At 72.9% G+C, this 26,017-nt stretch carries 29 protein-coding genes; 18 read left to right on the top strand and 11 right to left on the bottom strand.

The features are described from left to right. Positions 1–105: 105 nt before the first annotated feature. The 7 genes from Plo01_RS15990 (at position 106) to Plo01_RS15960 (ending at position 4,041) form a co-directional block, all read left to right on the top strand. Positions 106–1,116: a LacI family DNA-binding transcriptional regulator gene (locus tag Plo01_RS15990; protein WP_203891387.1), complete on the top strand. Its 1,011-nt coding sequence runs from the start codon at positions 106–108 to the stop codon at positions 1,114–1,116. 59 nt (positions 1,117–1,175) lie between these two features. After that, on the top strand, positions 1,176–1,532 hold the full coding sequence (locus Plo01_RS15985; protein WP_203891386.1) for an ArsR/SmtB family transcription factor: 357 nt from the start codon (positions 1,176–1,178) through the stop codon (positions 1,530–1,532). Beyond that, complete coding sequence (locus tag Plo01_RS15980) at positions 1,529–2,038, top strand: SRPBCC family protein (protein WP_203891385.1); 510 nt, start codon at positions 1,529–1,531, stop codon at positions 2,036–2,038. The genes Plo01_RS15985 and Plo01_RS15980 overlap by 4 nt, the downstream gene beginning before the upstream one ends. Further along, positions 2,035–2,514, top strand: coding sequence for a VOC family protein (locus Plo01_RS15975; RefSeq protein ID WP_203891384.1), 480 nt, complete (start codon positions 2,035–2,037; stop codon positions 2,512–2,514). Before Plo01_RS15980 ends, Plo01_RS15975 begins: the two co-directional genes overlap by 4 nt. Positions 2,515–2,632: 118 nt before the next feature. After that, positions 2,633–3,349, top strand: coding sequence for an HAD family hydrolase (locus Plo01_RS15970; protein WP_203891383.1), 717 nt, complete (start codon positions 2,633–2,635; stop codon positions 3,347–3,349). Positions 3,350–3,562: 213 nt separating this feature from the next. Continuing rightward, a complete protein-coding gene (locus Plo01_RS15965; RefSeq protein WP_373871693.1) occupies positions 3,563–3,826 on the top strand; it encodes an ankyrin repeat domain-containing protein in 264 nt (87 codons plus the stop codon). Then, the gene (locus Plo01_RS15960; RefSeq protein ID WP_203891382.1) at positions 3,826–4,041 is read left to right on the top strand and encodes a hypothetical protein; all 216 of its coding nucleotides are present in this window, start codon (positions 3,826–3,828) and stop codon (positions 4,039–4,041) included. Before Plo01_RS15965 ends, Plo01_RS15960 begins: the two co-directional genes overlap by 1 nt. Positions 4,042–4,060: 19 nt before the next feature. On the opposite strand, the gene Plo01_RS15955 is transcribed toward Plo01_RS15960, so the two are convergent. Then, positions 4,061–5,014, bottom strand: a complete 954-nt coding sequence (locus Plo01_RS15955; RefSeq protein ID WP_203891381.1) for a DUF3152 domain-containing protein — start codon at positions 5,012–5,014, stop codon at positions 4,061–4,063. Between the two features lie 142 nt (positions 5,015–5,156). On the opposite strand from Plo01_RS15955, the gene Plo01_RS15950 reads away from it, so the two are divergent. Both Plo01_RS15950 and Plo01_RS15945 read left to right on the top strand, forming a co-directional pair. Next, positions 5,157–5,669: a GNAT family N-acetyltransferase gene (locus Plo01_RS15950; protein ID WP_203891380.1), complete on the top strand. Its 513-nt coding sequence runs from the start codon at positions 5,157–5,159 to the stop codon at positions 5,667–5,669. A gap of 47 nt (positions 5,670–5,716) precedes the next feature. Beyond that, complete coding sequence (locus tag Plo01_RS15945) at positions 5,717–6,757, top strand: class I SAM-dependent methyltransferase (RefSeq protein ID WP_203891379.1); 1,041 nt, start codon at positions 5,717–5,719, stop codon at positions 6,755–6,757. A gap of 103 nt (positions 6,758–6,860) precedes the next feature. Here Plo01_RS15945 and Plo01_RS15940 read toward each other — a convergent pair whose 3' ends face one another. From Plo01_RS15940 to Plo01_RS15930, 3 genes are all read right to left on the bottom strand, one after another. Then, positions 6,861–7,823: an NAD(P)-dependent alcohol dehydrogenase gene (locus tag Plo01_RS15940; protein WP_203891378.1), complete on the bottom strand. Its 963-nt coding sequence runs from the start codon at positions 7,821–7,823 to the stop codon at positions 6,861–6,863. 151 nt (positions 7,824–7,974) lie between these two features. Continuing rightward, the gene (locus tag Plo01_RS15935; protein WP_239316425.1) at positions 7,975–8,493 is read right to left on the bottom strand and encodes a hypothetical protein; all 519 of its coding nucleotides are present in this window, start codon (positions 8,491–8,493) and stop codon (positions 7,975–7,977) included. A gap of 205 nt (positions 8,494–8,698) precedes the next feature. After that, the gene (locus tag Plo01_RS15930) at positions 8,699–9,109 is read right to left on the bottom strand and encodes a nuclear transport factor 2 family protein (protein WP_203891377.1); all 411 of its coding nucleotides are present in this window, start codon (positions 9,107–9,109) and stop codon (positions 8,699–8,701) included. Positions 9,110–9,242: 133 nt separating this feature from the next. Here Plo01_RS15930 and Plo01_RS15925 point away from each other — a divergent pair, with 133 nt between their 5' ends. Next, positions 9,243–9,806, top strand: a complete 564-nt coding sequence (locus Plo01_RS15925) for a PadR family transcriptional regulator (RefSeq protein WP_203891376.1) — start codon at positions 9,243–9,245, stop codon at positions 9,804–9,806. Between the two features lie 87 nt (positions 9,807–9,893). Here Plo01_RS15925 and Plo01_RS15920 read toward each other — a convergent pair whose 3' ends face one another. The 4 genes from Plo01_RS15920 to Plo01_RS15905 form a co-directional block, all read right to left on the bottom strand. Continuing rightward, positions 9,894–10,799: an alpha/beta hydrolase family protein gene (locus Plo01_RS15920; protein ID WP_203891375.1), complete on the bottom strand. Its 906-nt coding sequence runs from the start codon at positions 10,797–10,799 to the stop codon at positions 9,894–9,896. 272 nt (positions 10,800–11,071) lie between these two features. Continuing rightward, positions 11,072–11,848 (bottom strand): hypothetical protein, encoded by a 777-nt coding sequence (locus Plo01_RS15915; RefSeq protein ID WP_203891374.1) that lies wholly within the window; start codon positions 11,846–11,848, stop codon positions 11,072–11,074. A gap of 392 nt (positions 11,849–12,240) precedes the next feature. Next, entirely contained in the window at positions 12,241–12,942 is a 702-nt protein-coding gene (locus tag Plo01_RS15910) for a hypothetical protein (protein ID WP_203891373.1), read from the bottom strand. Positions 12,943–13,057: 115 nt separating this feature from the next. Then, a complete protein-coding gene (locus Plo01_RS15905) occupies positions 13,058–15,973 on the bottom strand; it encodes a helix-turn-helix transcriptional regulator (RefSeq protein WP_203891372.1) in 2,916 nt (971 codons plus the stop codon). 223 nt (positions 15,974–16,196) lie between these two features. Between Plo01_RS15905 and Plo01_RS15900 the strand changes: the two genes are divergently transcribed. The 5 genes from Plo01_RS15900 to Plo01_RS15880 are packed head-to-tail and all read left to right on the top strand — an operon-like array spanning position 16,197 to position 21,055. Beyond that, positions 16,197–16,958, top strand: a complete 762-nt coding sequence (locus tag Plo01_RS15900; protein ID WP_239316423.1) for an ABC transporter ATP-binding protein — start codon at positions 16,197–16,199, stop codon at positions 16,956–16,958. Further along, entirely contained in the window at positions 16,955–17,734 is a 780-nt protein-coding gene (locus Plo01_RS15895; RefSeq protein WP_239316421.1) for an ABC transporter ATP-binding protein, read from the top strand. The genes Plo01_RS15900 and Plo01_RS15895 overlap by 4 nt, the downstream gene beginning before the upstream one ends. A 6-nt stretch (positions 17,735–17,740) precedes the next feature. Next, entirely contained in the window at positions 17,741–18,610 is an 870-nt protein-coding gene (locus tag Plo01_RS15890; protein WP_203891370.1) for a branched-chain amino acid ABC transporter permease, read from the top strand. A gap of 46 nt (positions 18,611–18,656) precedes the next feature. Beyond that, complete coding sequence (locus Plo01_RS15885; RefSeq protein ID WP_239316419.1) at positions 18,657–19,679, top strand: branched-chain amino acid ABC transporter permease; 1,023 nt, start codon at positions 18,657–18,659, stop codon at positions 19,677–19,679. A gap of 53 nt (positions 19,680–19,732) precedes the next feature. Next, positions 19,733–21,055: an ABC transporter substrate-binding protein gene (locus tag Plo01_RS15880; RefSeq protein ID WP_239316417.1), complete on the top strand. Its 1,323-nt coding sequence runs from the start codon at positions 19,733–19,735 to the stop codon at positions 21,053–21,055. Positions 21,056–21,157: 102 nt separating this feature from the next. On the opposite strand, the gene Plo01_RS15875 is transcribed toward Plo01_RS15880, so the two are convergent. Together Plo01_RS15875 and Plo01_RS15870 are read right to left on the bottom strand one after the other, a co-directional pair. After that, complete coding sequence (locus Plo01_RS15875) at positions 21,158–21,352, bottom strand: hypothetical protein (protein ID WP_203891369.1); 195 nt, start codon at positions 21,350–21,352, stop codon at positions 21,158–21,160. Between the two features lie 88 nt (positions 21,353–21,440). Continuing rightward, positions 21,441–21,878, bottom strand: a complete 438-nt coding sequence (locus Plo01_RS15870) for a helix-turn-helix domain-containing protein (protein WP_203891368.1) — start codon at positions 21,876–21,878, stop codon at positions 21,441–21,443. Between the two features lie 163 nt (positions 21,879–22,041). Here Plo01_RS15870 and Plo01_RS15865 point away from each other — a divergent pair, with 163 nt between their 5' ends. From Plo01_RS15865 to Plo01_RS15855, 3 genes are all read left to right on the top strand, one after another. Continuing rightward, positions 22,042–22,425, top strand: coding sequence for a hypothetical protein (locus Plo01_RS15865; RefSeq protein WP_203891367.1), 384 nt, complete (start codon positions 22,042–22,044; stop codon positions 22,423–22,425). 9 nt (positions 22,426–22,434) lie between these two features. After that, entirely contained in the window at positions 22,435–22,719 is a 285-nt protein-coding gene (locus tag Plo01_RS15860) for a hypothetical protein (RefSeq protein ID WP_203891366.1), read from the top strand. Between the two features lie 297 nt (positions 22,720–23,016). Then, entirely contained in the window at positions 23,017–24,657 is a 1,641-nt protein-coding gene (locus tag Plo01_RS15855; RefSeq protein ID WP_203891365.1) for a S8 family serine peptidase, read from the top strand. A gap of 10 nt (positions 24,658–24,667) precedes the next feature. On the opposite strand, the gene thrS is transcribed toward Plo01_RS15855, so the two are convergent. After that, positions 24,668–25,954 (bottom strand): threonine--tRNA ligase, encoded by a 1,287-nt coding sequence (gene thrS, locus Plo01_RS15850; RefSeq protein WP_203891364.1) that lies wholly within the window; start codon positions 25,952–25,954, stop codon positions 24,668–24,670. Between the last annotated feature and the right edge of the window lie 63 nt (positions 25,955–26,017).

The following is a 26,017-nucleotide window of genomic DNA, read 5'->3' as shown; positions in this document are numbered from 1 at the left end:
ACGTTGTAAACGGGGTGCGCGCAGGTCGATACCGGGGCGTTACGATCGACCCCGTCGAATCGTGTGCGGCTCCCGGCAGCCGTACGGCCGGGGAGGTGAGGGCAGGTGGGAACGAGCCTGCGTGACGTCGCGGTCCTGGCGGGGGTGTCGGTGAAGACGGTCTCCAACGTCGTCAACGGCTACGCCCATGTCGCGCCCGCCACCCGGGCCAAGGTCGAGGAGGCGCTGGCCCGGCTCGACTACCGGCCCAACCTGTCGGCCCGCAACCTGCGCCAGGGGCGCACCGGCGTGATCGCCCTGGCCCTGCCCGAGCTCGACGCGCCCTACTTCGCCGAGCTGTCCCGGTTCGTCATCGACGCCGCGGCCGAGCAGCGGTGGCTGGTGGTCATCGAGCAGACCGACGGGAGCCTGGAGCGCGAGCGGCAGATCCTCGACGGGGTGCGCGACCACCGGGTGGACGGGCTCATCTTCAGCCCCATCGCGATCGGCGCCGACGAGCTCGCCGCCCGCACCGACGACACGGCCCTGGTGCTGCTGGGCGAGCGCATCCACGACGGCCCCGCCGACCACGTGGCCATCGACAACGTGCGGGCGGCCCGGGACGTCACCGAGCACCTGATCGGCCTGGGCCGCACCCGCGTCGCCGCGCTCGGCGCGCAGGACAGCTCCGTCAGCGGTACGGCCCCGCTCCGGCTGGCCGGCTACCGGGAGGCGATGACCGCGCACGGGCTGCCGGAGACGGTGGCCACGGTGGAGCGCTACCACCGGGCCGACGGGTTCGCGGCGATGGCCGCCCTGCTCGCGGGCGGCGCGGGGGAGCGGCCCGACGCGGTGTTCTGCTTCAACGACCTGCTCGCCCTCGGCGCGATGCGGGCCATCCTCTCCTCCGGGCTCCGGGTGCCCGAGGACATCGCGCTGGCCGGGCTCGACGACATCGAGGACGGCCGCTACAGCACGCCGACCCTCACCACCGTGGCCCCGGACAAGAGCCAGCTCGCGCACATCGCGGTGGACCTGCTCAAACGACGGCTCGACGGCCGCGCCCACGCCCCGCAGGAACTGCGGGCCGGCTACCGGCTCATGGTCCGGGAGAGCACCGTCCGGCCGAGTCCTTGACGGGACCGGGTCCGGCGCGATAGAAAACCAGTCGGTTATAAAACCGAAAGGTAATCTTCATGGCTCCTGACGTTCTCGACGCGACGTTCGCCGCGCTGGCCGACCCGACCCGGCGGGCGATTCTGGCCCGCCTGAGGGAGGGCGAGGCCACGGTGACCGAACTGGCCGCGCCGTTCGCGATGACCCAGCCGGGCATCTCCAAGCACCTGCGGGTGCTGGAGCGGGCCGGACTGATCTCCCGTGGGCGCGACGCGCAGCGCAGGCCCTGCCGGCTGGAGGCCGCTCCGCTCAAGGACGCCGTGGACTGGCTGGCGAACTACCGCTCCTACTGGGAGGAGAGCTACCAGAGGCTGGACGCCCTGCTCGGCGAACTCGACCACGAGGGGCCGGACGCCGCCGAACGGGAGATCCGGTGACGTCGCGGCAGGAACAGGGCGAAGGGCTGACGGTACGGGCGCTGTCCGACACCGATCTCCTGCTCACCAGGACCTTCACCGCCCCCCGCCGGCTCGTCTTCGACGCCTTCACCCGGCCCGAGCTCCTCCGGCGGTGGCACGGCGCGCGCGGCTGGCACCTCGTCGTCTGCGAGGTCGACCTGCGCCCGGGCGGAGTCTGGCGCTTCGTGTCGCGCGGGCCCGACGGCGCCGAGATGGGCCTCGGCGGGGTCTTCCACGAGGTCGACGCGCCCGGCCGGCTGGTTCACAGCGAGCTTCACGACGGCTGGGAGGAAGGAGAGGCTCTCGTCACGACCGTCTTCGACGAGCGGGACGGCCGGACGGCGATGACCACCACGGTGCGCTACCCCTCGCGGGAGATCCGCGACAGCGTGCTCCGTACTCCCATGGAACGCGGCGCGGGCGAGGCGTACGACCGTCTCGCCGAGACGTTGAACGAGATGACTCTGAAAGGCGAGCTGCAATGACCGACATCCAGCACACCCCGGCCCGGCCCACGCAGACCGAGATCCCGGCCGACATCGCCGACGTCCCGGCGGACCACACCGCGCCGCCCGTCCGCCCCGGCGCGTTCCTGCTCGAACTCGTCCCGGTGCCCGTCACGGACATCGACCGGGCCAAGGCCTTCTACGCCGACCGCCTCGGCTTCCAGGTGGACGTCGACGTGCAGCCCGCGGACGGGGTCCGCATCGTCCAGCTCACCCCGCCGGGCTCGGCCTGCTCGATCACTTTGACCGAGGGCATCGAGTCCCTCGACATGCCGGGCGGCACGCTGCGCGGCCTGCACCTGGTGGTGAGCGACATCGACAAGGCCCGCGCGGAGCTCATCGAGCGCGGCGCGGACGTGGAGCCGGTCGAAGACCTGGGCGGTGTCCACTACGCCCGTTTCGCCGACCCGGACGGCAACACCTGGACCCTCCAGCACATGCCCTGGCGCGTCTGAGGAACTGCTTCCCGCCCGAAGCCGCCCCCTTCAAGAGCTGCCCCCTTCGAGAAGTCGAGGCGCGTAAGCCGGTGCGCGGGCTCCCCTCCATGGGAGTCCGCGGGGTTATGCTCAGGCGGTGGCCGACCCGAGGACGCTCGTGCTGTGGGACATCGACCACACGCTGGTCAGCATCACCGGGATCGGCAAGCTGCTGTACGCCGAGGCCTTCCGCGCCGCCACCGGCCACCCGATGAAGCAGCCGGCGGACATGCTGGGCCGCACCGAGCGGGCGATCACCATCGACACCCTGCGACTGCATGGCATCGAGGTCTCCGAGGCGCTGCTGGAGACCTTCGGAACGGCGCTGGTCGAGGCGTTCCGCGCTTACGAGGCCGCTATCGGCGAGCACGGCCGCCCGCTCACCGGAGCACGCGAGGCGCTGCAGGCGCTGGCCGTCCGCGAGGATGTGGTGCAGTCGGTGCTGACCGGCAACATGGAGCCCATCGCGATCGGCAAGCTGGCCGCCTTCGGCCTGGAACGCTTCGTGGACTTCGAGGTCGGCGCCTACGGCATGGACCACGCCGAGCGCCCGGAGCTGGTACGGCTGGCCCAGCGGCGGGCCGGGCGCAAGTACGGCGAGGTCTTCACCGCGGACAGCACGGTGCTGATCGGCGACACCCCCAACGACGTGCTGGCCGGGCACCGGGGCGGGGCGCGGGTGGTGGCGGTGGCCACCGGATTCGTCGACGCCGCCGCGCTGCGGGCCGCCGGCGCGGAGGTCGTGCTGCCCGATCTGGCCGACACCGACGCGGTGGTGCGCGCCGTGCTCCGATCACCCGCTCCCCGGCGCTGAGTCAGGGTGATCAACGGTCAGTTCGAATACGGCATACTCGCCATGTCCGTGAAACGCCGTCCGAGGAGCGCCATGACAGGGTCCGGACCAGCGGGATGGTCTGGCATCAGCGGGTACGGCTGAGCTGATCTCGAGGCGATCCGTGTCAGGCTGGAAGCGGGCGCCGATCCGAACCCGGGTGTCTACGCCTTCGGCAGCCACGATGGAAAGCCGTTGCACCTCGCAGCCGAATGGGGAACCCCTGAATCGGTGACCGAGCTGGCCCGTCGCGTCGACGACGTGGACGCCGAGTACGACGACCGGACCGCCCTGTGGGTGGCCGTCTTCGCCCGTCGCCTGGACAACGCCCGCGCCCTGGCCGTCGCCGGAGCGGACCCCTGGCGGCCCATGATGGCCGGATGGTCTCCCGGACGGCTGGCCCTCGCCGGTCCGGACCACGCAGACCTCCCGCGAGCGCGCGGGCCACCTCCGCGCTGATGGGCGTGCCGGTGGCCCGTACGAAGATCATCGTTTGTCTGGTGTCCGGGCTGCCCGCGGGCCTGGCCGGGGCGCTGCTCCTCGGGGTGATCCAGAACCTGATCAATCAGATCCCCGGGCTCACCTCCTCCTTCCAGCAGGTGGTGAGCGGGGCCTTCCTCGCCGCCGTCGTGGTCGCGCACCGGATCCTCGGCAGGGTGCGCGGCGAGACCTGACCGGCCCGGCCGCGCGTCCTCAGCCCAGGGCGCGCGGCCCGCGCTTGGGGAAGGGCCAGGGGTTGGGGCGGCAGCCGTACAGGGACTTGGTCTGCTGGAGCATGACCGGGGCGCGCCGGCCCGGGCCGGGACAGGGGACGTGGCCGTGGCCCAGGCCGTGGCCGACCTCGTGGCTGACGACGTACTCCCGGTAGGAGGCGACGTCGCCGCGGTAACCCGGCACGCCCTCGTTCCAGCGCATCGCGTTGATGACCGCCCGTCCGCCGTTCCAGCAGGACAGCAGGCCGAAGGTGCGCAGCGGCAGGCACCGGCGGTCCGTCATCGCCGGGCTGGACAGCGACACGCGGATGTCCACCGGGCCGCGCGAGACGCGGTGGAAGCGGAACCCCCAGCCACGGGGGTCGTTGAGGATCCGGTGCACCTCCCGCGCGAACTCCTCCGCGTCGAACGGGAGCCCGCGCTCGACCTCGACCTTGTAGCGGACGACCTTCTTCTTGCCCCGGGGCGGAAGGGACTCGCCGGGGACGACCCGGTAGCGGCCGCTGGCGGAGCGGGACACCCGGACCTTCTCCGGCTGCAGCCGCCCGTTGGCGAACAGCTGCGTCTTCGGCGCGCCGGCCTCCTGCGGGTCCGGCGGCGGGGTCGGCGCGACCGTCGCCTGCGCGGTGGCGGTCACCCGGGGGGCGACCGCGGGCTGGGAGGTGATCGTCGCCTGAGGGGTGACCGCCGTCTGGGGCGTGCTCGTCGTGCGGGGTGCGGCCGTCGGCTGGGCCGTCGCCGTCGCCGTCGTCACCGTCGGGACGGGTACGGGCGGGGCCGTGACCTGGGCCAGCACGGTGGGGGAGGGAGAGGTGGAGACCGGGGTGGCCGGTGGCGTGACGGCGCTGCCGCCGACCAGGAGCGTGGCCGTACCGCCGAAGCCGAGCAGCCACAAATAGGGCTTACGCAGACGATTATCAATGTTCCCGGTCATAGCGGATTAACCCTATTGCCCCATCCTTAACAGGAGGAACTCCGGAGGGGTCCGCCGGATGACAGCGGCGTGCAAGACCCTCGACAGCGGGGGCGTGGACAGTGGCGGTATCCACCGAATCCGCCGACCTACGGAGGTCCCCATGACCACTGTCACCATGCCGCTGCCCGTCCCGGTACGGCTGCGCCCCCTGACCCGCGGCGAGACCGCCCCCGTGCTCGAGGTGTTCGAGGGGATGTCGGAGAACTCGCGGTTCATGCGCTTCCTGGCGCCGATGCCACGCCTGCCGGGGTTCATGCTGCGCGTCCTGGCCGATCCCGACCAGGACAGGCACGTCGCCCTGGTCGCGGCCGCGGGACGGCGGGCCGTCGGCATCGGGCGCTACGTGGTCATCGCCGATCAGGAGCGCACGGCCGAGGCGTCGTTCTCCGTGGTGGACGACTACCAGGGGCGCGGCGTCGGCCGGATGCTCCTGGACGCGCTGTCCGCCCACGCCGCCGAGCGCGGGATCTGCACGCTCGCCTTCACCGTGCACCCGCGGAACCGGCGCGCGCTCGCCCTGATCCGCTCCGCGGGAGCCGTCACCGAGTACGTCGACGGGGTGATCGAGGGACGGCTCCCGACCTGCCGCGACAGCCTGGCGACAGCGGTTTGACAGGCCCCCTCCGGACCATCGGCGGGATGACGGAGGGAGACTGAGACATGAACACCGAAGAGTTCGCCGACCGGGTGTTCCGGTCCGCGCTCGGCGCGATCGAGATCCTCTCGATCCACCTGGGGGACCGCCTGGGCTGGTACCGCGCGCTGGCCGCACGGGGCCCCGCCACCCCCGCGGAGCTGACCGCGCGCGCCGGAGGCCACGAACGTTACGCCCGCGAGTGGCTGGAGCAGCAGGCCGCCTGCGGGATCCTCACCGTCGGCGGCGACGGCCGCTTCGCCCTTCCGGCGGGCGCGGCCGAGGTGCTGACGGACGAATCCAGCCTGGCCTACCTCGCCCCGCTGGCCCGCATGCTCGCCGGCGCGGCGGTCCAGACGCCCGCCCTGCTGGAGGCCTACCGCGACGGCGGCGGCGTCGCCTGGGAGGTGTTCGGCCCGGACGTGCGCGAGTCCCAGGCCGAGATGAACCGTCCCTGGTTCGAGCACGCCCTCCCGGGGGCCCTGGCCGGGGTGACCGACCTGGACGCCGCGCTGCGCCGCCCCGGCGCGCGCGTCGCCGACGTCGGCTGCGGCGGGGGCTGGTCCTCCATCGCCCTGGCCCGCGCCTACCCGGAGGCGGTCGTGGAGGGCGTGGACGTCGACGCGCCCTCGATCGAGCTGGCCGCACGCAACGCGAAGGAGGCGGGGGCCGAGGTCGCCTTCCACCACGGCGACGCGACCCTGCTCGGCGAGGACGGCTACGACGCGATCTTCGCCTTCGAGTGCCTGCACGACATGTCCCGGCCGGTGGAGACCCTGACCGCGATACGGCGGGCGATCAGACCCGGCGGCGCGGTCGTCGTCATGGACGAGGCCGCCGCGGACTCCTTCACCGCCCCCGCCGACGACACCGAGCGGCTGCTGTACGGCTTCAGCCTGCTCATCTGCCTGCCGGACGGGATGGCCCACCAGCCCTCGGCGGGCACCGGCACCGTGATGCGCCCGGACACACTGCGCCGCTACGCGGTCGAGGCGGGTTTCCGCGGCATCGAGGTCCTCCCGATCGAGGACTTCGGCTTCTGGCGGTTCTACCGGCTGCTGACCTGAACGCGGAGCGGCGCCCGGCCGTCTCCGCTCCGCGAGGCGGGGCACTGCCTCCGGCGGGGCGCCGCCGGCCGTCTCCGCCCCGCCCGGCCGCTCCCGGGGCGGGTCAGGATCCGACGGTGACCACCACGTTCCCGCTCTTGTGGCCGGTCTCGACGTAGCGGTGGGCCTCGGCCAGCTCTTCCAGGGGATAGCGCCGGTCGATGACGATCCGCAGCTTCTCCGCCTCGATGAGCTCCTTGAGGAAGAGCAGCGCGTCGTTCTTCTCCACCGACATACCGGTCACCACTCTCCGGCCGCGCGACAGCGACGTCCCCAGCGACAGGAAGGTGTTGTGCAACCCGACGGTGGGCGCGTAGCGGCCCCGGCGCGCCAGCACGGCCCTGGCCCGGGAGAACGAGGTCTTGCCCAGCGTGTCGAAGACGATGTCGTAGACCTCCCCGCTCCTGCTGTAGTCCTCCTTGGTGTAGTCGATCACCTCGTCGGCTCCCAGCTCGGCGACGAGGCCGGCGTTCCGGGGGCCGCACACCGCCGTGACGTGCGCCCCGAAGTGCTTGGCGAGTTGCACGGCATAGGTGCCGATGCTGCCGGACGCGCCGTAGACCAGGACCTTGTGGCCGTCGCGGATCCCGGCCTTGCGGAGGAAGTACAACGCCGTCGAACCGCCGTCCACCGCGGCGGCGGCCGTCTCGAAGCCGATGTTCACCGGTTTGGGCGCGAGCGAGGCCCGCTGCGGCAGGCACACGTACTCGGCGTTGGCGCCGAGCCGGAACCCGGTGAACCCGAAGACCTCGTCGCCGGGCCGGAAGCGGGTGACCCCGGCCCCGACCTGCTCGACCTCCCCGGCCAGCTCGGTGCCCAGCGTGCGCATCCTCACCCTCGGACGGAGGAACCCGAGAATGACCCTGCCCCACAGCGGCTCGCCGCGGCGCATGGTGCACTCCGCCGAGGTGACCGTCGTCGCCCGCACCCGGACGAGCACCTCGTCGTCCCGGGGCACCGGTTTGGGCAGCTGACACAGCGTGAGGACTTCGGGAGGGCCGAACCGGGTGTAGACGGCTGCCTTCATACGCCTGCTTCCTGTCGTGGCGATGCGGAGAGGACCGACAGCCCAAGGATCCATGACGCGGACTGTGAGGAAGCTGAGAGACCGTTCCCCGTCCCGCCCGTCCGGGGGCGAGCCTCCGGCGTCAGGGCCGCGATTCGGGGCCGTGGGCCGATCAGGTGGAGTAGACCGCGACGAGCCCGGTGGTGATGCCCGCGGCCGAGACTGCGGTCAGCGCCCAGCCCGCGATCGCCGCCGTGCGCAGGTGGCGGCGGGTGGCGCGGGAGGTCGAGTACAGGATGACGTACGGCAGGAAGCCGAGTCCGCCGACGCACAGGAAGGGCAGGATCAGCGAGCCGAGCACGCCGCGCGGACCCGCCTGCGCCGCGCGATCGCCCTCGGGAGTGAGCTGGGCCGGTATCTCGTCGCCCACCTCCAGGTGGGGCGGGGCGGAGACCGGGACGGCCCGGCCGCCGCCGTCGGGCACGAACGTCCCCTCGCAGTCGTACCTGTTCCGGCCGAGGGGCTCGCACACGTCCACGGTGAGCGTGCCGGGCGTGCCGACGGCGCCCGCCGCCAGCCGGATCCCCGGCACGGACAGCGGGATCGGCACCAGGAACGCGCCTCCCCACAGCAGCATGAGCACCACCATGCCGATCGGCCCGGGCGCCCGTCTCGCGGAGGCGGTGATCACAGCCGGGTCGTGGCCGGCGTCTCCGGCGCGGCCTCCGCCGGCGCCCGCGGCGTGACCGCGGCCGGTGACGTGACGACGGCGTCTGTTCGTGCCTCCACGACGGCTTTTCCTCATGACTCCACGATGACAGAGCCGACTTGTGAGCAACTTGTGCCGACCCGGTCGGCCGCCACCGGGGTCCGGCGGGACGCGGCGCCGCCGAGGATCACGCCGTCGACGGCGAGGCCGCGCCCGTCGCCTCGTTCTGGATCCGCTCGAACTGGGCGCCCATCGCCTCGGCCAGCGCGTTGGCTCCCGACAGCGGGCGGACCATGACCGTGAGGTCGTCGATGAGGCCGTCGTCGTCGATGTGCAGGAAGTCGCAGCCGTGGACCTGCTTGCCGTTCACCGTCGCCCGGAACATGAGCACATGGTCGCGGCCGTCGGCCCCGGAGATCTCACGGGTGTAGTGGAAGTCCTCGAACACCCTCATGACGCCGCGCAGGATCGCCGCCGTGATGGCTTTGCCGGGGTACGGCTTGTAGGCGACCGGGCTGGTGAACACGACGTCGTCGGCGAGGAGCGCTTCGATCGCCGCGCTGTCTCGGGCCTCGACGGCCTGACGGAACGGATGCATGCCCACTCCTAGTCAATTTGTTTACTATTTGCGGTAGACAGTAACCATGCGCGGAGGGGCTGTCCAGGTCCTGGTAGTCGTCTCGTTGACTAGAGAACGAAGTGCTTAGTCAACGCGGTGATACCTTGGGCGGGTGTCGTTGCGCCACGCGGTGATGGCCGCGCTCCTGGAGGGTGAGGCGTCCGGATACGACCTGGCCAAGGGGTTCGACGCGTCGGTGGCCAACTTCTGGATGGCCACGCCCCAGCAGCTGTACCGGGAGCTGGACAGGATGGAGGCCGAGGGCCTGGTCCAGGCGCGGGTCGTCCAGCAGGAACGACGCCCCAACAAGCGGCTGTTCTCCCTGACCGAGGCCGGGCGCCGCGTCCTGCGCGAGTTCACCGCCGCGCCGCCGCGGCCGGGCGCGATCCGTGACGAGCTGATGGTCAAGGTGCAGGCCGTGGACGTCGGTGAGGCCGAGGCCGTACGGGCGGCCATCGAGGAGCGCATGGGCTGGGCCCAGGCCAAGATCGCCAGATACGAGCGGCTGCGCGCCCGGTTGCTGGACGGCCGCAGCGAGGAGGAGTATCTCGCGTGCGCCGAACGCGTCGGGCCCTATCTGACGCTGATGCGCGGTCTGGCGTTCGAGCGTGAGAACCAGGTCTGGGGCGAGTGGGCGCTGACCGTGCTGGAGCGGCGTTCGGCCGCGGCCAGGTGAGAAGTCCCGCCGGGGGAACGCGGAGCGGCGACCGCCCGGGGGACGGCCGCCGCCGCGATCATCCGGTCCCCGTCCGGGGACGGTCCGCTAGGAGTGGGGGCAGGAGGAGCGGTACTCCTCGATGGTCGTGCTCCGGCCGGGAGCCGGGCACAGGAACTGGTCGTAGCGCAGGTCGTCGTCGACGAAACGCTTCATCCACGAGATGGCGTACTTGGCGATGGTGTCGTTGTCGCTGTTGGGCGCGAAGTGGCTGGCGCCGTTGAGCTCCAGGTACGCCTTCTCCTGGGCGCTGGAGAGGCTGTTGTAGAACGGCTCGGAATGCGAGCCCACCGGGGCGATCGAGTCGTTCTCGGCACCGATGATCATCGTCGGGACCTGGACGCCTCCCCAGGTCTTGTCGAGGTGCCAGGGGGTCAGCGGCACGGCCGCCTGCAGCGACGGGCGGCTGTTGGCCGCCGCGAGGGTGCCGCCGCCGCCCATGGAGTGGCCCATCACGCCGATGCGGCTGGAGTCGAGCCGGCTGCGGACGGTGGCGCTGCTGTCCTCGGTCAGGTAGTCGGCGGCGGCCAGGATCTGCCGGCCGCGGCTGTCGGGCTGGTCGGAGCGCGTGATGGTGTCGATGTTGAACACCACGAACCCGTGCGAGGCGAGCCGCTCGGCGAGCCAGGCCATGCTGGACTTGCTCGCGGTGTAGCCGGGGGCGATGACGACGCCGCCGAACGTCCCCTGGCTGGTGTCGGTCGGGTAGTAGATCGTGCCCCCGCCGAAGCCGCTGACGAGCAGCGAGGAGACATTGGTGTCGGAGACGGAGAACGGGCCGCGGGTGGCGGCCAGGATGGACTCGGTCGGGTTGGGACCGCGCTCGTATCCGACGGCGGCGTGGGCGGCGACCGGGGCGACCGCGCCGGTCCCGGCGGCGAGAGCCAGCGCGAGGGTCAGCTTGGCGAGCGTCCGGGCCGTGCGGCTTGCTGAGATCGGGGGGTGTGACTGCACGTGACGTACTCCTGTCCGTAGGAGGGAAACCGGGTGACGGCCTCCGCGGAGGAAGGCCGCCCCGGATCCCCGGCCGCCGGATGCGACGGCCCGGTTCCGGGACCCTCGGTTCCCTCGGAACGTTGACGGGAGTACTTTCGCTCTGTCAGGGCCGCGAGTGCATCGGTGAAATCACGGGTCTTGCCTGTTTGCGGGTCGTGCTCGGACGGTCTCGCGGCGACGACCGGTGGAGGCGCGGTAGCCCTCGGCCTGCGGCTCGTCGACGGGCGTCGCTACTCAGGATGGCAGGCGCCGTCGTCGGCGGGATCTCGCCGCAGGAGACGGAGGTCGTCGCCCCACGCCTCCAGTGTCGGGCCGTGACCGGCGGCACGTGCGAACGGCTCCACCTCCTGGAAGAGCCGCCGAGCGATGTGCGGAGCGGCGTGCGACAAGACGCTCTCCAAAAGCGGCAGCAGCCGCTCATGCCGCCACGGAGGCGGTCCGAGGGGGTGGTTCCGCAGTTCCCAGGCGAGATACCTGTTGTAGGGGCGGACCCGGTGATCGAGGGCGAAGAGGAAGGTCAGGAGGGGAGGGATGCTTTCCGCGGCGTCCAGGCGGGCTTCGGCGGCGTGCCCGTCGCGATGGTTCTTCAGCCAGCGGTAGACGGCGTTGACGAAGGAGTCCAGGGCGGCGGCGGCCGTCTGGCGGGCCTCCGGGGCCGACAGCGTCGCTTTGGCGGAGACGAGTTCACCGATGAGGCCGTCCGGCCGGTCTTTCAGGATGCGGGCATGCGCGAAGGAGTATCTGTTCCACTCCGTCCCCGATCCCGGCATCGCGTGGGCGCGGAACTCCTCCAGTGACATGGCCGTGACGTCCAGCAGCGCGTCGCGGCGTTCTTCGCCGACCGGTCCGTCATCGGCGGTGATCAGGTAGACGTCGTAGTCGGAACGGCGCGTCGCCATCCCCTGCCGTGCCCGGGATCCGCTCAGGATCCCCCCGACGACGGCCGGGTCGGCGCCGATGCGGGTGAGCAGGGCGGAGAACTCCCGGTGTGCTGAGATGTCGGCCACCGAGGCACTCCACCAGGTTGCGGGCGCAACGGCAATGGGTTTTCCGAGCGCCGGGACAGGGACGCGGAACCCCGGAGGGCGCCGGCGCCGGACACGGCGGCCGGACCGGGGAGGCCGCGGCGATACTCGCCGAGGGTTGCCGACCGCCTGCCGGAGAAGCCTCTCTGTGATCTCTCCCGGAGGCCGGCCGTCGGCGATATGTAGTCCTTGACCGCTGACGTGATCTTCGGATCACATGAGAACAGTGTCTGAATGAACATCAAGAGCCTGCCGTTCAGCACGGGCGGCCTGGTCGCCGATGCCACGATGCGATCGTGGCGCATTTCCTTGTCTGTGTGGCTGAGATAGATGCAGGCGTGCGGTCCGGGTGCGGTGCGGCGGGTGTTTCGTGATCACACCTGTTCGACCTGGAATATCTTCTCGCCGGTGCCGGTAAGTCCTTGATCGGTCGTGATGTCGATGACGAGCCGGTAGCGTCCTGATTTGATGACCGTTATATTGCTGACGCTGCTGCTGCATGCCGTCCGGCCGCGATAGACGGGGGTATTTCCCTGGAACAGGGTTGTCTTCACGTAGCAACCGTCTTCGAGCAACCCGTCCTGCCCGTACACCTCCGTCGTGTATCCCCATTCCATGGGGCTTCGGAACGTGTCTGGATTTATCCCTATTTTTCGTGATCCGTTCGCATACACCTTTATGTTGACCAGGAGTTGATCCGGGCCGCCGGTGACGGCCGAAGAACTGCCGGATGGTGTCGCGGCGGGAGGCGCCGTCATCTGGCTGCCGGGTGTGGGACTGGGCGACACCGTCGCAGGCGGACTGGGTGGGGAAGAGGGGGAGGACCGGAGCGGATCGGCCGCTGCGATGGTCGGGCTGGAAGCGCCAGGTAAAAGGTCGGACTTGGACGCCTGGCTACCCCATAGTCCGAAAAGCCCTTGAACAACCGCGGCGGCGATCGCGAATGATCCTGTGATCGCAGCCGCCAGGATCGCACCGCGCGTCGCGAGGTCGAGCCCGCTGAACCATCGCCTGAATCTTCCCACTGACGGCTCACAATGATGACGATACGTATTTCCGGAATCGAAGCCCTTCATGGGCCGGTGGTCGATGCGCCCGCACTTTGACGAGTTCTGCCTCACAGTGAACAGCGACGTCGGCGCACGCGCCACATGAACGCTCGAACTGGTAAGAATCCGGAGCGGGCACCGCTCAGGACAGCAGCCGGACCAGTTCGACGCGGGAGCGGATGCCGAGGCGGGAGAAGATGTTGCGCAGGTGGTGCTCGACGGTGCGCGGGCTCAGGAAGAGCCGGGCGGCCACCTCCCGGTTGGTGGCCCCGTCCGCGACCAGCCGGGCGATCTGCAGCTGCTGCGCCGTGAGCGCCTGGACCGCCGGTGATTCGGCCGCCTCCGCCGCCGGCGCGCCGGTCGCGCGGGTACGGCCCTCCGGCCGCGGCGTCGCCTCCCCCGCGGCCCGCAGCTCGCTGCGCGCCTGCTCGGCCCAGAGCCGCGCGCCGTACCGCTCGAAGGTCTCCAGCGCGCCGTGCAGGTGCTCCCTGGCCGCGCCGGGCCGCCGGTTGCGGCGCAGCGCCCCGCCGAACAGCAGCTGCGTGCGGGCCGTCTCGAACGCGCAGGAGCCCCGGTGGTGCAGGTCCAGCGCCTCGCGGAAGCGCTCCTCGCTCTCTCCCGGCCCCGCCAGCAGGGCGTGGCAGCGCGCCGCCAGCGCCAGCCGGTCGGGGCTGCCGGTGCTGGCCACCCAGCGGTCCAGCACGGCCAGGGCCGCCCGCGCGTGCTCGACGTCACCGGTCCGCGCCGCCGCCTCGACGAAGTGCGGCGTCGCCATCACCCGGATGACGAGGTGGCCGCCCGTCCCGTCGGCCCGGGCCACCGCCCGCAGCCTCCCGGCCGCGTTCGCGTGGCGGCCCGCGGCGACGTCGAGGTGGGCCAGCGCCCAGCCGCCGAGCGCGCCGACGACGCCCAGGCCGTGGGCGTCGGCCAGCTCGATCGCGCTGCCGGCCCTGATCCGGCACGTCTCCTCGTCGCCCTCCACGGCGGCGGCCAGGGCGAGCCAGGCCAGATGCTGGGCCGCGCTGTTGAGCCGGCCGGTCTCCTGAGCCAGGCGCAGGCCCTCCATCGCGTTGGCCGCGACGGAGGCGTAGCGCCCCAGCCAGAGCTCGGCCTGGATCAGGAACTCCAGCACCTGCGGCACGGTGGAGACGGCCCCCTGGGCGCGCGCGGTCTCGATGGCCCTGGTGGACAGCTTCAGCGCCTGGGCGTCGTCGCCCAGCAGGAGGCTGGACACGCAGGCCCAGACCAGCACGGACGGGTTGTCCACCGAGGGGGCCAGGTCCAGCACGCGGCGCAGCGGCGGCGCGGCCTCCCCGTGGCGCCCGCGGAAGGTCGCCGCCATGCCCTCCAGGTACTCGAACATCAGCTGGATGACCGGAGGGTCGTCCGCGCGGCGCAGCGTCGCGGCCCGCCGCGCGATGGACAGGAACCGATGGGTGTCACCGGCCATGTAACTGGCCTCGCTCGCCCGCACCAGCGTGCGCACGGCCTGTTCCCGGTCCCGGTCGAGCAGCCATTCCGACGCCGCCAGCAGCTCGTCGCAGGCGCTGCCGGTCTTGCCGCTGCGCAGCTCCAGGCTGCCGCGGACCAGCTCGGCGCGCCCGCGCACCTCCTCGGAGATCGTCAGGGAGTTGAGCCGGTTGAGCCGGTTGAGCAGCGACCGGGCGCGCTGCGGCAGGCCCGCGTGCCAGGCGTGGCGGGCGGCGGCGGCCAGCCGGGCCGCCCTGGCGTCGCCGCGGACGGTCAGCTCGGCGGCCCGTTCCAGGACGCGGAACGGCTCGGGGAACGAACCCCGCCCGCCGGTCGCCCCGGGCGGCGCGGCCGCCAGCTCCTCCACCAGCCCGTCCGCCAGCCGCTCGGCGGGCCCGTCCAGGGCGGCCGCCCGGTGCCAGGCCCGCCGCAGGCCCTGGTGCTCCTGGTCCAGGATCCGCGCGAGCGTCAGGTGCGCCGCGCGCCGCCGGGCGGCCGGGGCGTCGCCGTACACCACCGCCCGGGTCACCGGCTCGCGGAAGCCGTAGCGGTCCTCGGCCAGCCGGACGACGACGCCGGCTCGCTCGGCCGCCTCCAGCGCGGTGAGCGCGCACCCCGGCTCGGCGGCGCGCAGGAGCGTGACCGTGTCCAGGTCCGGGTCGGCCGCGATCAGCAGGAGCAGGTCTCCGGTGTCACGGGGCAGCCGGGCGAGCCGGTCGGCGTGCGCGCGCCACAGCCGGCCGCCGGGCGGGGGCGTCTCCGGCGGCGCGGCGGTGCCGCTCAGCTGCGCCGCGGTCAGCGAGCCCACGAGCTCGCGAAGGGCCAGCGGGTTGCCGTGGGCGGCCTGCGCCAGCGACGCGCGCAGGTCCTCGGGCATCTCCGGCGCCAGATCGGTGAGGACCCGCCGGGCCGCCTCCTCGTCGAGCCCGCCGAGCACGAGCCGGGGGACGTCACCCGGGACGCCGCCGCCCCCGCCCGCCCTCTCCGTGGCCTCCTCCGCGGCCTCCGCGCCGGCCGTGAGCAGCATCGCGATCCGCTCGCCGGCCAGGCGCCGGGCGGCGAAGAACAGGACCTCGCGGCTGGGCGCGTCGAGGCGGTGGACGTCGTCGGCGCAGATCAGGAGCGGGCGGTCCACGGCGCGCAGCAGGGCCAGGACCGCGGCGGGCAGCGCCAGCCCGCCGTCGGCCGTGCCCAGCTCCAGCACCCGCGCCAGAACCGCGGCCTGGGCCGGGGGCAGCGCCGCCAGCCCGGCCGCGATCGGCCGGAGCAGGGCGTGCAACCCGGCGTACGGCAGGTGCTCCTCCGTCTGGGTGCCGCGCACCCGCAGCACCACGAAGCCGCCGGCCCCCTCGGCACCGGCACCGGCACCGGTATCGGCGGCGGTCGAGGCGATGGGCGAGGCGGCGACCGAGGCGAAGGCCTCGAGCAGCGCGGACTTGCCGGTTCCCGGGTCGCCCAGCAGGAGCAGCGCGCCGCCCGAACCGAGGAGGGCGCCGCCGGCGAGGCGGCACAGCGCCTCCAGTTCGGTGGCACGGCCGTGCAGCACCGGGGTCCGGGCGTGCGGCACCGGTACGCGGGGGTGCGGCATCGATGCCAGGGTGGCGGGAGAGGCGCAGGACATGACCCAGTGTTACGCGCGGGTGTCCTGACTGAGAAGAGGGGGTGTCGGATCGTCCTCGACACCTGCGCGGACGGTCCCAAGACCGGTGATTTCACCGATGCGCACCCCGGCATGGAGCACGGAGACTTCCCTTCTCCCAGCCGGCCCTCCCAGAACCCCCTGACCGGCCATGTTCTCCCGAGGAGAAACGGTGACCCTTGAGATCGGCGGCCTGACCGTGCGGTTCGGCGGCGTCACCGCCCTGTCGGAGGTCGATCTCACGGTCCGTCCCGGCGAGCTGGTCGGCCTGATCGGGCCGAACGGAGCGGGCAAGACCACCCTGTTCGACTGCCTGACCCGGCGGCGCGACCCCGTCGCGGGCCGGATGCTCTTCGAGACCGGGGAACTGGGCGGGCTGCCCCCGTACGAGGTCGCCGGTCGCGGGATCGCCCGGACCTTCCAGCACCTGGGCCTCTTCCCCGGCCTGTCGGTGCGGGAGAACGTCATGGTCGGCGCCCACCGCCACGGGCGGTCCGGATTCGGCGCGGCCGCGCTCCGGCTGGCCCGGAGCCGCCGGGAGGAGCGGGAGATCCACCGGATCGCCGACGAGGTGCTGGAGCGCATGGGCCTGCTCCCGCTGGCCGACCACCCGGCCGCCCACCTCCCGCACGGGACGCTGAAGCGGATCGAGATCGCCCGCGCGCTGGCCGTACGGCCCCGCCTGCTCCTGCTCGACGAGCCGATCAGCGGCCTGGGCCAGGACGAGGTGGCGGAGATCGCCCGCCTCATCCGGGACGCGCACTTCGTCTCCGGCGCCGCGATCATCGTCGTCGAGCACCACATGGAGTTCGTGATGGGCCTGTGCGGCCGGATCGTCTGCCTCGACTCCGGCAGGAAGATCGCGGACGGGCCGCCGGACCGGGTCAGCCGCGATCCGGCCGTCATCGACGCGTGCCTGGGAGTCGCCCCGTGACCGTGAACGGCCCGGGGGACCACCCCCGATCCCTCTTCGATCCCCCGCCCGGGACGGGGAACGGTCCAGCGGCCCTGCTGCGGGTGCACGGCCTGCGCGCGGGCTACGGCCCGGCGCGGGTCCTGCACGGTGTCGATCTGGAACTGGCGGCGGGGGAGATGGTCGCCGTCCTCGGCCCGAACGGCGCGGGCAAGACGACCATGCTGCGGGCGCTGTCCGGCCTGGTACGCGGCCGGGGATCGGTCCTTCTGGACGGGACCGAGCTGCTCGGCAGGGCCCCGGAGGAGATCGTCCGGCTGGGGGTGGCGCACGTCCCGGAGGGCCGGGGCCTGTTCGCCCCCCTCACCGTGGAGGAGAACCTGCGGATCGGCGCGCACCTGCGGCCCGCCAATGAACGGGCCGAGGACATGCGCCGCGTCCTGGCCTGGTTCCCGGTCCTGCGGGCGCACCTGAGCCAGCCCGCCGGGACCCTGAGCGGGGGCGAGCAGCAGATGCTCGCGGTCGGCCGCGCCCTGATGACGCGGCCCCGTCTGCTCCTGCTCGACGAGCCCTCCCGGGGACTGGCGCCCGTCGCCACCCGGAGGATGTTCGACGTGCTCCGCGCGGTCGGCTCCCACGACCGGGTCGCGATGCTCCTGGTCGAGCAGGACGCGCGGCTGGCGCTGGAGTTCACCAGCCGCGCCCTGGTCATGGAGTCGGGGCGCCTGACCGTGGGCGGCCCGGCGGGATGGCCGCAGGCCGGCCGCCGTCCCTCCCTCTTCCGGCCGGGGAGGTGACCGGCGGTGGCCGGACTGCTGCTCCAGATCGTGCAGGGACTGAGCCTGGGAGCCGTCTACGCCGGGCTCGCCCTGGCCCTGGTGCTCGTCCACCGCTTCAACGGGATCGTCAACTTCGCCCAGGGTGAGCTGGCCATGCTCTCGGCGTACGTCGCCTGGCAGCTCCTCGACGCGGGCCTGCCGTTCTGGGCCGCGCTGCCGATCACCCTCGCCGTCTCGGTCGTGGGCGGCATGCTGGTGGAACGTTCGATCATCCGGCGGGTCGAGGGTGACCGGGAGCTGGCGCCGGTGGCCGTGACGGTGGGGCTGATGGTCTTCGTGAACGCTGCGGCGGGCCTGGTGTGGTCCTTCGCCGTCCGTTCTTTCCCCAACCCCTTCCCCGCCGCGCTCAGCTTCGGCAGCGCGCAGAGCGGCTTCTCCGCGCTGGGCGTGCTCGGGGTCGTCGCCGTCATGATGCTGCTGCTCCACGTGTTCTTCCGGCACACCGGCGCCGGGCTGCTCATGCGGGCGGTCGCGGCCGACCCGGTGGCGGCCCGCCTGTCCGGCGTCCGGGTCGGCAGGGTGCTCGGCCTCGGCTGGGGGATGGCCTCCGCCGTCGGGGCGATCGCCGGGATCCTCGTGGCCCCGCTCCTGTTCCTGGAGCCGAACATGATGGGAGGCGTCCTGGTGTACGCCTTCGCCGCCGCCGTCGTGGGCGGCTTCCGCGACCCCGTGGCGGCCGTCGTGGCGGGACTGGGGCTCGGTGTGGCCGAGACGCTGGCCGGGACGTATGTGGCGTTCGTCGGCGCCGACCTCAAGGTGATCGTGCCGCTGCTGGTCATCGTCGTGGTCCTGATGCTCCGCCGCGGCCCGGCGGGAACGGCGGGACAGCGGTGAGCGCGGCGCGGTGCGGCACGGGAACGACGGGCGAGAGGGGACCGGCGTGAACGCCGTCGCGCAGACCGGGCACCGCAGGCTCGCGGTCGGCCGGATGGCCGGGGACCGGAGGCGGGTGTGGCCCTGGCGGCGGACGACGCTGGCGGCGCTGGCCGTGGCCGCCTGCGCCGCCCCCTTCGTCCTGGAGCCGTACCGGGTCTTCCAGCTGACCATGGTCCTCGTCTACGGGATCGCGCTGCTCGGGCTGAACCTCGTCGTCGGGCACGGTGGCCGGGTGTCCCTCGGGCACGGGGCGTTCCTCGCGATCGGCGCGTACATCGCGGCGGTCATGACGGGCCGGCTCGGCGTGCCGTACCCGCTGGCCCTGCCGGTGGCCGCGCTGGTCACCTTCGGCCTCGGCCTCGCCCTCGGCCGGCCGGCCCTGCGGCTGAGCGGGCCCTATCTGGCGGTGGTGACCTTCGTGATCGCCGCGGTCGTCCCACCGGTGATCAAACGCTTCGGGACGGTGACCGGGGGGTCGATGGGGCTGCCGGTTCCCGTGCCGTCCGCGCCGTCCTGGACCGGGCTCGCCGAGGACCAGTGGCTCTACCTGCTGGTCCTCGCCGTGGCGGCGGCGGCCTTCGCCGCGGCCCGCAACCTGCTCGAGTCGCGTGCCGGGCGGGCGCTGACGGCGGTCCGGGAGAATCCGCACGCGGCCGAGATCCTGGGGGTGCGGCCCGGCTCCCACCGGGCACTGGCGTTCGGGTGGAGCGCGATGTACGCGGGGGTGGCGGGAACGCTCTACGCGTGGGTGGTCGGGTTCGTCTCCCCCGACTCCTTCACCGTGACGCTCTCGATCGTCCTGCTCGCCGCCGTCGTGATCGGCGGACCGGGCTCGCTGGCCGGCCCGCTCCTGGGCGCGGTCTTCGTGACGTTCGTCCCCGCCGCCGCGCAGCGGGCCGGGGACGCGCTCCCGGGCATCGTCTCGGGACTGCTGATCATCGTAGTCGTCTGTTTCGCGCCCACCGGGCTGGCCGGGCTGCTGCGCATGGCGGCCGGCGGGGTGGCGCGCCGGCTCGGGAGGGGCTGACCGTGCAGGGAAGGACCAGGACCCGTGGGGCGGCCCGGGGCATGTCGTACGGCGTGACCCGTGTGGTGGCGCGGGGCACGCCACGCGGCGCGGTCCGGGGTACGGCGGTCCGGGGTACGGCGATGGCCGCCGTGCTCGCCCTGACGCTCCCGCTGGGCGGGTGCCGTCTCACGGGCGGCCCCGAGGTCCTGGCCGCCGGCGCCTGCCGGGGCCAGCACGTCACGGGCATCACCGAGGATGCCGTCAGGGTGGGCGGGATCTATCCCCTGTCCGGGCCCGCCTCCGCCTACGGGCTGATCGCCTCGGGCGTGCGGGCCTACTTCGGCCATGTCAACGACGGGGGAGGGGTGGACGGCCGGAAGATCGAGTTTCTCGTCCGCGACGACGGCTACCAGCCCGCCAGGGCCGTGGAGGAGGCCCGCAGGCTCGTGGAGCTGGAGAAGGTGTTCACGATCTTCCAGACGGTCGGCACGCCCTCGACCGCCGCGGTGCGCGACTACGCCGACCGCCGCCGGGTGCCCCAGGTATTCGTGGCGACCGGCGCCTCCCGGTGGGGGACCGACCGGGGCCGTCCGTGGACCATCGGCTACCAGCCCAGCTACGTGGCCGAGGCCAGGGTCTACGCCCAGCATCTGAAGGAGACGATGCCGCGGGCGACGGTGGCGGTGCTGTACCAGAACGACGACTTCGGCAGGGACCTGCTCGACGGCTTCGCCGACGCGGTCCGCGACAGCGGCGTCCGGATCGTCGCGGAGCAGAGCTACGAGGTCACCGACCCCGGAGTCCAGGGACAGCTGGCGAACCTCGCCTCCTCGGGCGCCGACGTGCTGCTGAGCGTCACCACGCCCAAGTTCGGGGCCCAGGCCCTCGCCGTCGACGCGGCGATCACCTCCTGGAACCCCCTGCACATCCTCAACAGCGTGGCCGTCTCCCCGGCCGTGATGAAGACCGTGGACACGGGGAAGGTGCGGGAGATCGTGTCCGCCGTGTACCAGAAGGACCCCGCGGACCCGCAGTGGGCGGACGATCCCGCGGTCGAGGTCTACCGCAGGAGCCTGCTGCGGTACGCCCCCGAGGCCGACCCCGCCGCCCCGCAGACCGTGTTCGGCTGGACCGCCGCCCAGGCCTTCGTCAAGGCGCTCCAGCAGATGGAGTGCCCCACCCGGGAGGGGCTGCGCGACGCGGTCCGCAGCCTCGACGACGTGCCCGTCGACACCTTGCTCCCCGGGATCACGCTGTCCACCGGTCCCGGCGACGGTTTCCCGATCGAGTCGATGATGCTGGCCAGGTTCGAGGAGGGTCTCTGGTCTCCCTTCGGGAAGGTCGTCGACACCCGCGCCGTGTTCGGCCCGGTGCGCACGGCCTCCGCCGGCTGACGCCCGGGTCCCGGCCCGCGCGGCGGCACGCTGGGAAGGCGGTCCGGCCGGCCGGGCCGCGGTCCCGGGTCCGCCCGCCGGCGCCGTGGACGCCGGCGCCTGTCAGGTGGCCCCGGAAGCGGGCGGGGCGGGGTCGATCTCTCTGCGGAATTCCTGATATTCACTGCCGGACAGGACAAGGCTGGCCAGTTCGAGGACCTCCCGGTGCGTCAGGGCCGGGGACACGGCCACCGTGAGGACGCCCCGAGTTTTGACCTTGACAACCGCCGGTGGGCCGGGCCATCGCACAACGCGCATGACACACTTCCCAGACACGTAGCTGGTTGACTGTGTTGTGTGGTTCCCCTTGACGAACCTAGGCGCGATCGGGAGCCTCGGCTAGGTCTCATCCGTCTTTTCTGTCCGATTTCTGAGGGACATCGGCGGCGTCGCCGGAGCTATTCGAGCCGCCCGAGCCGTCGGAGTCGCCGGCGCCGTCCGCGGTGAGCAGGGAGCGCACGAGCGCGGCCACGTGCCTGCGGTCCTGGGGGCTGAGCTTGGCCAGCGAGGCGATCAGGACCTCGATCTCCGGGTCGTCGGCGGGGCCGTTGCTGAGGCTGAAGCCCGCCACGGCGGCGGCCGCGGAGCGGACGACGTCGAGGGGGACGTCGAGCCCGCGGGCGAGGCGTTCGAGGGTGACGGGGTTGGGCAGCCGGCTGAGGCGGGAGTTGGAGGCGAGATGGTGCACGGTCGAGCGGGGCAGTCCGCCCTGACGGGCCACCTCGCCGTATGAGCGGTTGAGCTCGGCCATTCGGGTGTGGATGAGCCGTTGTAGCGCGTTCATTCGATGCCTCTCCTAAGGAGAAGGCTAACGCGGCGTCCCGGTCCGGAGCCGGGATTTCCGCCCTTGTGTGATCGCGAATGCCGACGTAGCGTCCAATGTGGTTGGACATTCATCTGGGGTTACCGGACGGAGCGGTGCCCGAACCGGCGTTAGGGAGGACTCCATGACCACGACCACCCAGGTTCCCGCCCTTCAGCAGCAGGGCTACACCCCGGGCTTCCCCGCCTCCATGGGGCTGGAGCAGCAGCTCGGCATGCAGGGGCCGTACCAGGTGCAGCAGGTCGTCCAGCAGCTCGTGAGCCAGATCCTGCCGATCGCGCAGCAGTACATCCTGCCGCAGGTCGTCAGCATCGCCGCGCAGCAGATCCACCAGCAGCTCCACCAGCTCGTCGCCCAGCAGATCTCCCAGCAGCAGGGGCAGCAGAGCCAGCTCTGGCAGCAGCCCTTCCAGCAGCAGTACGGCCCCCAGCAGTACAGCCCGCAGCAGTACGGCCAGCTCTGGCAGCAGCCCTTCCAGCAGGTGCCGGGCCAACTCCGCGGCTTCTAGAGGCCGGTCATGCACCCGACCACGAACCCGGTCCTGCTCGCCGCCACCGCGCCGCGGAACCCCGCGGACACGGTCTCGCGGCAGGAGGTCGCGGGGCTCCTGGAACACACCTACCGCTGGTTGCGCGCGGCGAGCGCGGTGGTTCCCGCGGTCGCCCAGACGGCGCCCGCGCTGACCGTGGCGGCGCAGCTCTACGCGGCGGGGCAGTATCCGGCCGCCCGGCGGCAGCTGTCCGGCGTCATCGCCATGGTGCACCAGGCCCGGCAGGCGTACCCGGCACTGCCTCCGCTGTGAGGCGGCCTCCGTCGTGAGGCGGCGGGTGCGGTGCCTGCGCGCCGCACCCGTCTCCGGCGAGACACGAGACTCTCCGGCGAGACACGAGACGAAAGAGTCGAGAAGATGGCCAACGGATCACGAGAACCGAAGCCTGCCGCGGGCAGGGGCCGTCAAGCTTCCGGCGCCCAGGGCGAGGCGGGCGGGGCCAGAACCGCTGAGAGCAGGACCGGCGAGGCGAAGCCGGGTCAGGCCTCCCGGCGTTCCGCCGCCCGGACGGGCATCCGCACGCGCCGCGACAGATACCTGGTCGCCGTCATGCCGCCGACCGACGTGCGGGCGGTCCTCGCGCAACTGGAAGAGGACCCGGCGTGCACGGTGGTGCGGACCGTCGGCACGGTCCACCCCGCGGGCGCCTTCCCGCGCCTGGCGGCCGTCGAGATGCCTGCCGACCGCGCCGCCGCCCTGGCCCGGGTGCCCGGCCTGCACATCGAGCCCGACCAGCCGCTCGGCCGCGCGGCGGTCCGGTACGACGGCCGGGCCGGGCACGCGGCGTTCCACGGGCTCGGCGCCCCGGACGCCCACGAGCTGGACGCCCCCGCGGGGACGCTGCGCACGGCCGCCGTCGAGGTCGGCGACGACGCCGGCAGGCCGATCGAGGGAGCGGAGGTGAGCCTGTACGGCACCGCGTTCACCGCCTACACCGGAGCGGAGGGCCGGGCGGAGCTGACCGTGCCCCCCGACGTCCTGGCCTCGGTCAGGGCGCTGGTGGTGCACCCGCCCCGGGCCTGCTGGCCGGTCGTGGTCAACCGGCCGCTGCTGAGCGTGGACGCGCCCAACCGGGTGACCTGCCTGCGGATCACGGAGACCCACCCGGACTTCCCCGACCGGCAGCTCGACTCCTGGGGAACGCGGGCGATGGGATTCGACCGGCTGCCGCCGACCCACCGCGGGCACGGCGTGCGGATCGCGGTGATCGACTCGGGCGTGGCGGCCGGGCACCCGGACCTGTCCGATCGCATCCCCGCCGGGCGCGACGTGATCGGCCAGGACGACAAGAGCTGGGAGGAGGACCTGATCGGCGGCGGCACGCACAACGCGGTGCTGCTGGCCGGGCGGGACGACGGCTCGGGCGTGGTGGGTCTGACGCCCGAGGCGGAGGTGTACGCGTGCCGGATCGCTCCGGAGGGCTGGACCCTGGACCTCGTGGAGGCCCTCGACTACTGCATCGAGCAGCGGATCGACGTCGCGCTGATCGCCTACGGCTTCCCCGAGCACTCCCCCCTGGTCGCCGCCAAGATCGAAGAGGCGCGCCGCAACGGGGTGGCGTGCGTGGCCGCCGCCGGAGACTCCGGCGGGGCGCTGTCGTATCCGGCCGCCCTGCCCGGGGTGCTGGCGGTGGGCGCGATCGGGCAGCTGGGCACGTTCCCGCCGGACGGCGCCGACCTGGTCCACCTGGACGGCCGGCCCACGCCCGAGGGCGTCTTCGTGCCGCGCTTCAGCGCCGGGGGCCCCGGGCTGGACTGCTGCGCCCCCGGTCTGGCGATCGTCTCCGGGCTGCCGCCCACCAGCTACGGGCCCCGCGGCGGCACGGGAACCGCGGCGGCGCACGTGGCCGCGGTCGCGGCCCTGGTGCTGGCCCACCACCCGCTGTTCCGGCCGGAGCCCGGCCGCTCCCAGGCGGCGCGCGACAGCATCCGGGTCGACCGGCTCTTCGCGGTCATCAGAGCGTCCTGCCGGCCGCTGCCGCAGCTCGACCCGTCGCGGGTCGGCGCGGGGCTGCCCGACGCGGCGGTCGCCGTCGGGATCGCCCCCCAGGGGACCTACGCGCCGGTGGCGGTGCCGTACGGGCCGATGCCCGCCCTGGTGACCCGGGAGGACCAGGCGGCGGCGCTGCTGGAACCGCTGCACGCCGCGATGCGCGCGGCGGGCCTCGCGGGAGAGGAGGAACGCCCTTAGATCGGCTTTATCAACGCCCGTCGTCCGGGAGGCCGTCACCGGGGAAGGGGACGGCCTCCCCCGACAACCGGGCGACCGCCTCGGCGGCGGGGAGCGGTTCCCGGCGCGAGCCGTCGCGCAGGCGGAGCGAGACCTGCCCCGCCGCGGCCTCCCGCGCCCCGATCACCGCCTGGTACGGCACCAGCCTGCCCTCGCGGATCCGGGCCCCGAGGGTGCCGTCCTGCGGCCCGGACAGCTCGGCCCGGAGACCGGCCTCCTCGCACGCCCGGACGAACTCCCCGGCCGCGGGCAGCTCGGCGGCCGAGACCGGGAGCGCCACCACCTGGACGGGGGCGAGCCAGGCGGGGAAGGCTCCGCCGTACAGCTCGACCAGGTGGGCCATGAGCCGTTCCATGCTCCCGACCACGCTGCGGTGCACCATCACCGGCCGGCGCATGCGCTGGTCCGGGCCGGTGTACTCCAGGCCGAAGCGGCCCGGCTGGAACAGGTCGACCTGCACGGTCGAGAGGGTGGACTCGCGCCCGGCCGGGTCGGTGATCTGCACGTCGATCTTCGGCCCGTAGAAGGCGCCCTCTCCCGCCGCCTCCTCGTACGGCAGGCCGCGCTCCTCCAGCGCCTCGCGCAGGATCACCTCGGCCCGCCGCCACATGGCCGGGTCGTCGATGTACTTGTCCCCCTCGCCCCGGAGCGAGAGCCGGTACCCGGAGGCGGTGACGCCCAGCGCCCGGTGGGCCTCGGCGATCATCGCCAGCGCCGCCCCCACCTCCCGGCCGGCGTCCTCCCCGGCGCAGAACACGTGGCCGTCGTTGAGCTGGATGGCCCGGACCCGGGACAGGCCGCCGAGCACCCCCGACAGCTCGGCCCGGTGCATGCCGCCCAGCTCGGCCAGGCGCAGCGGCAGGTCCCGGTGGCTGCGCGGCCGGGAGCGGAAGACCAGCGCGTGGTGCGGGCACAGGCTCGGCCGGAGCACGAACTCCTCGCCGCCGACCATCATGGGCGGGAACATGTCCTCGCGGTAGTGAGCCCAGTGCCCGGATATCTCGTACAGTTCGCGTTTGCCCATGATGGGGGAGTGGACGTGCCGGTATCCGGCCAGGCGTTCGGCCCGGTGCACGTAGGCCTCCACGGCGTGCCGTACGGCGGCGCCCGCCGGCAGCCAGAACGGCAGGCCCTTGCCGATGAGCGGGTCGGTGTCGAACAGGTCGAGCTCGCGGCCGAGGCGCCGGTGGTCGTGGCGCCGGTCGAGGTGGTGGTCGGGGTGCTGGTCGGGGTGGTGGTCATAGCGCTGGTCGTTCATGGCGGTCTCCTCGCTCCTGGTGGAGGACGAGCGGCCGACGACGACGAAGCCCCGGGCGCTCGC

Source organism: Planobispora longispora (assembly GCF_016863135.1).
GTDB lineage: Bacteria > Actinomycetota > Actinomycetes > Streptosporangiales > Streptosporangiaceae > Planobispora > Planobispora longispora.
The sequence above is the reverse complement of the archived record's forward strand: the minus strand, read 5'-3'. Positions and strand labels throughout refer to the sequence as shown.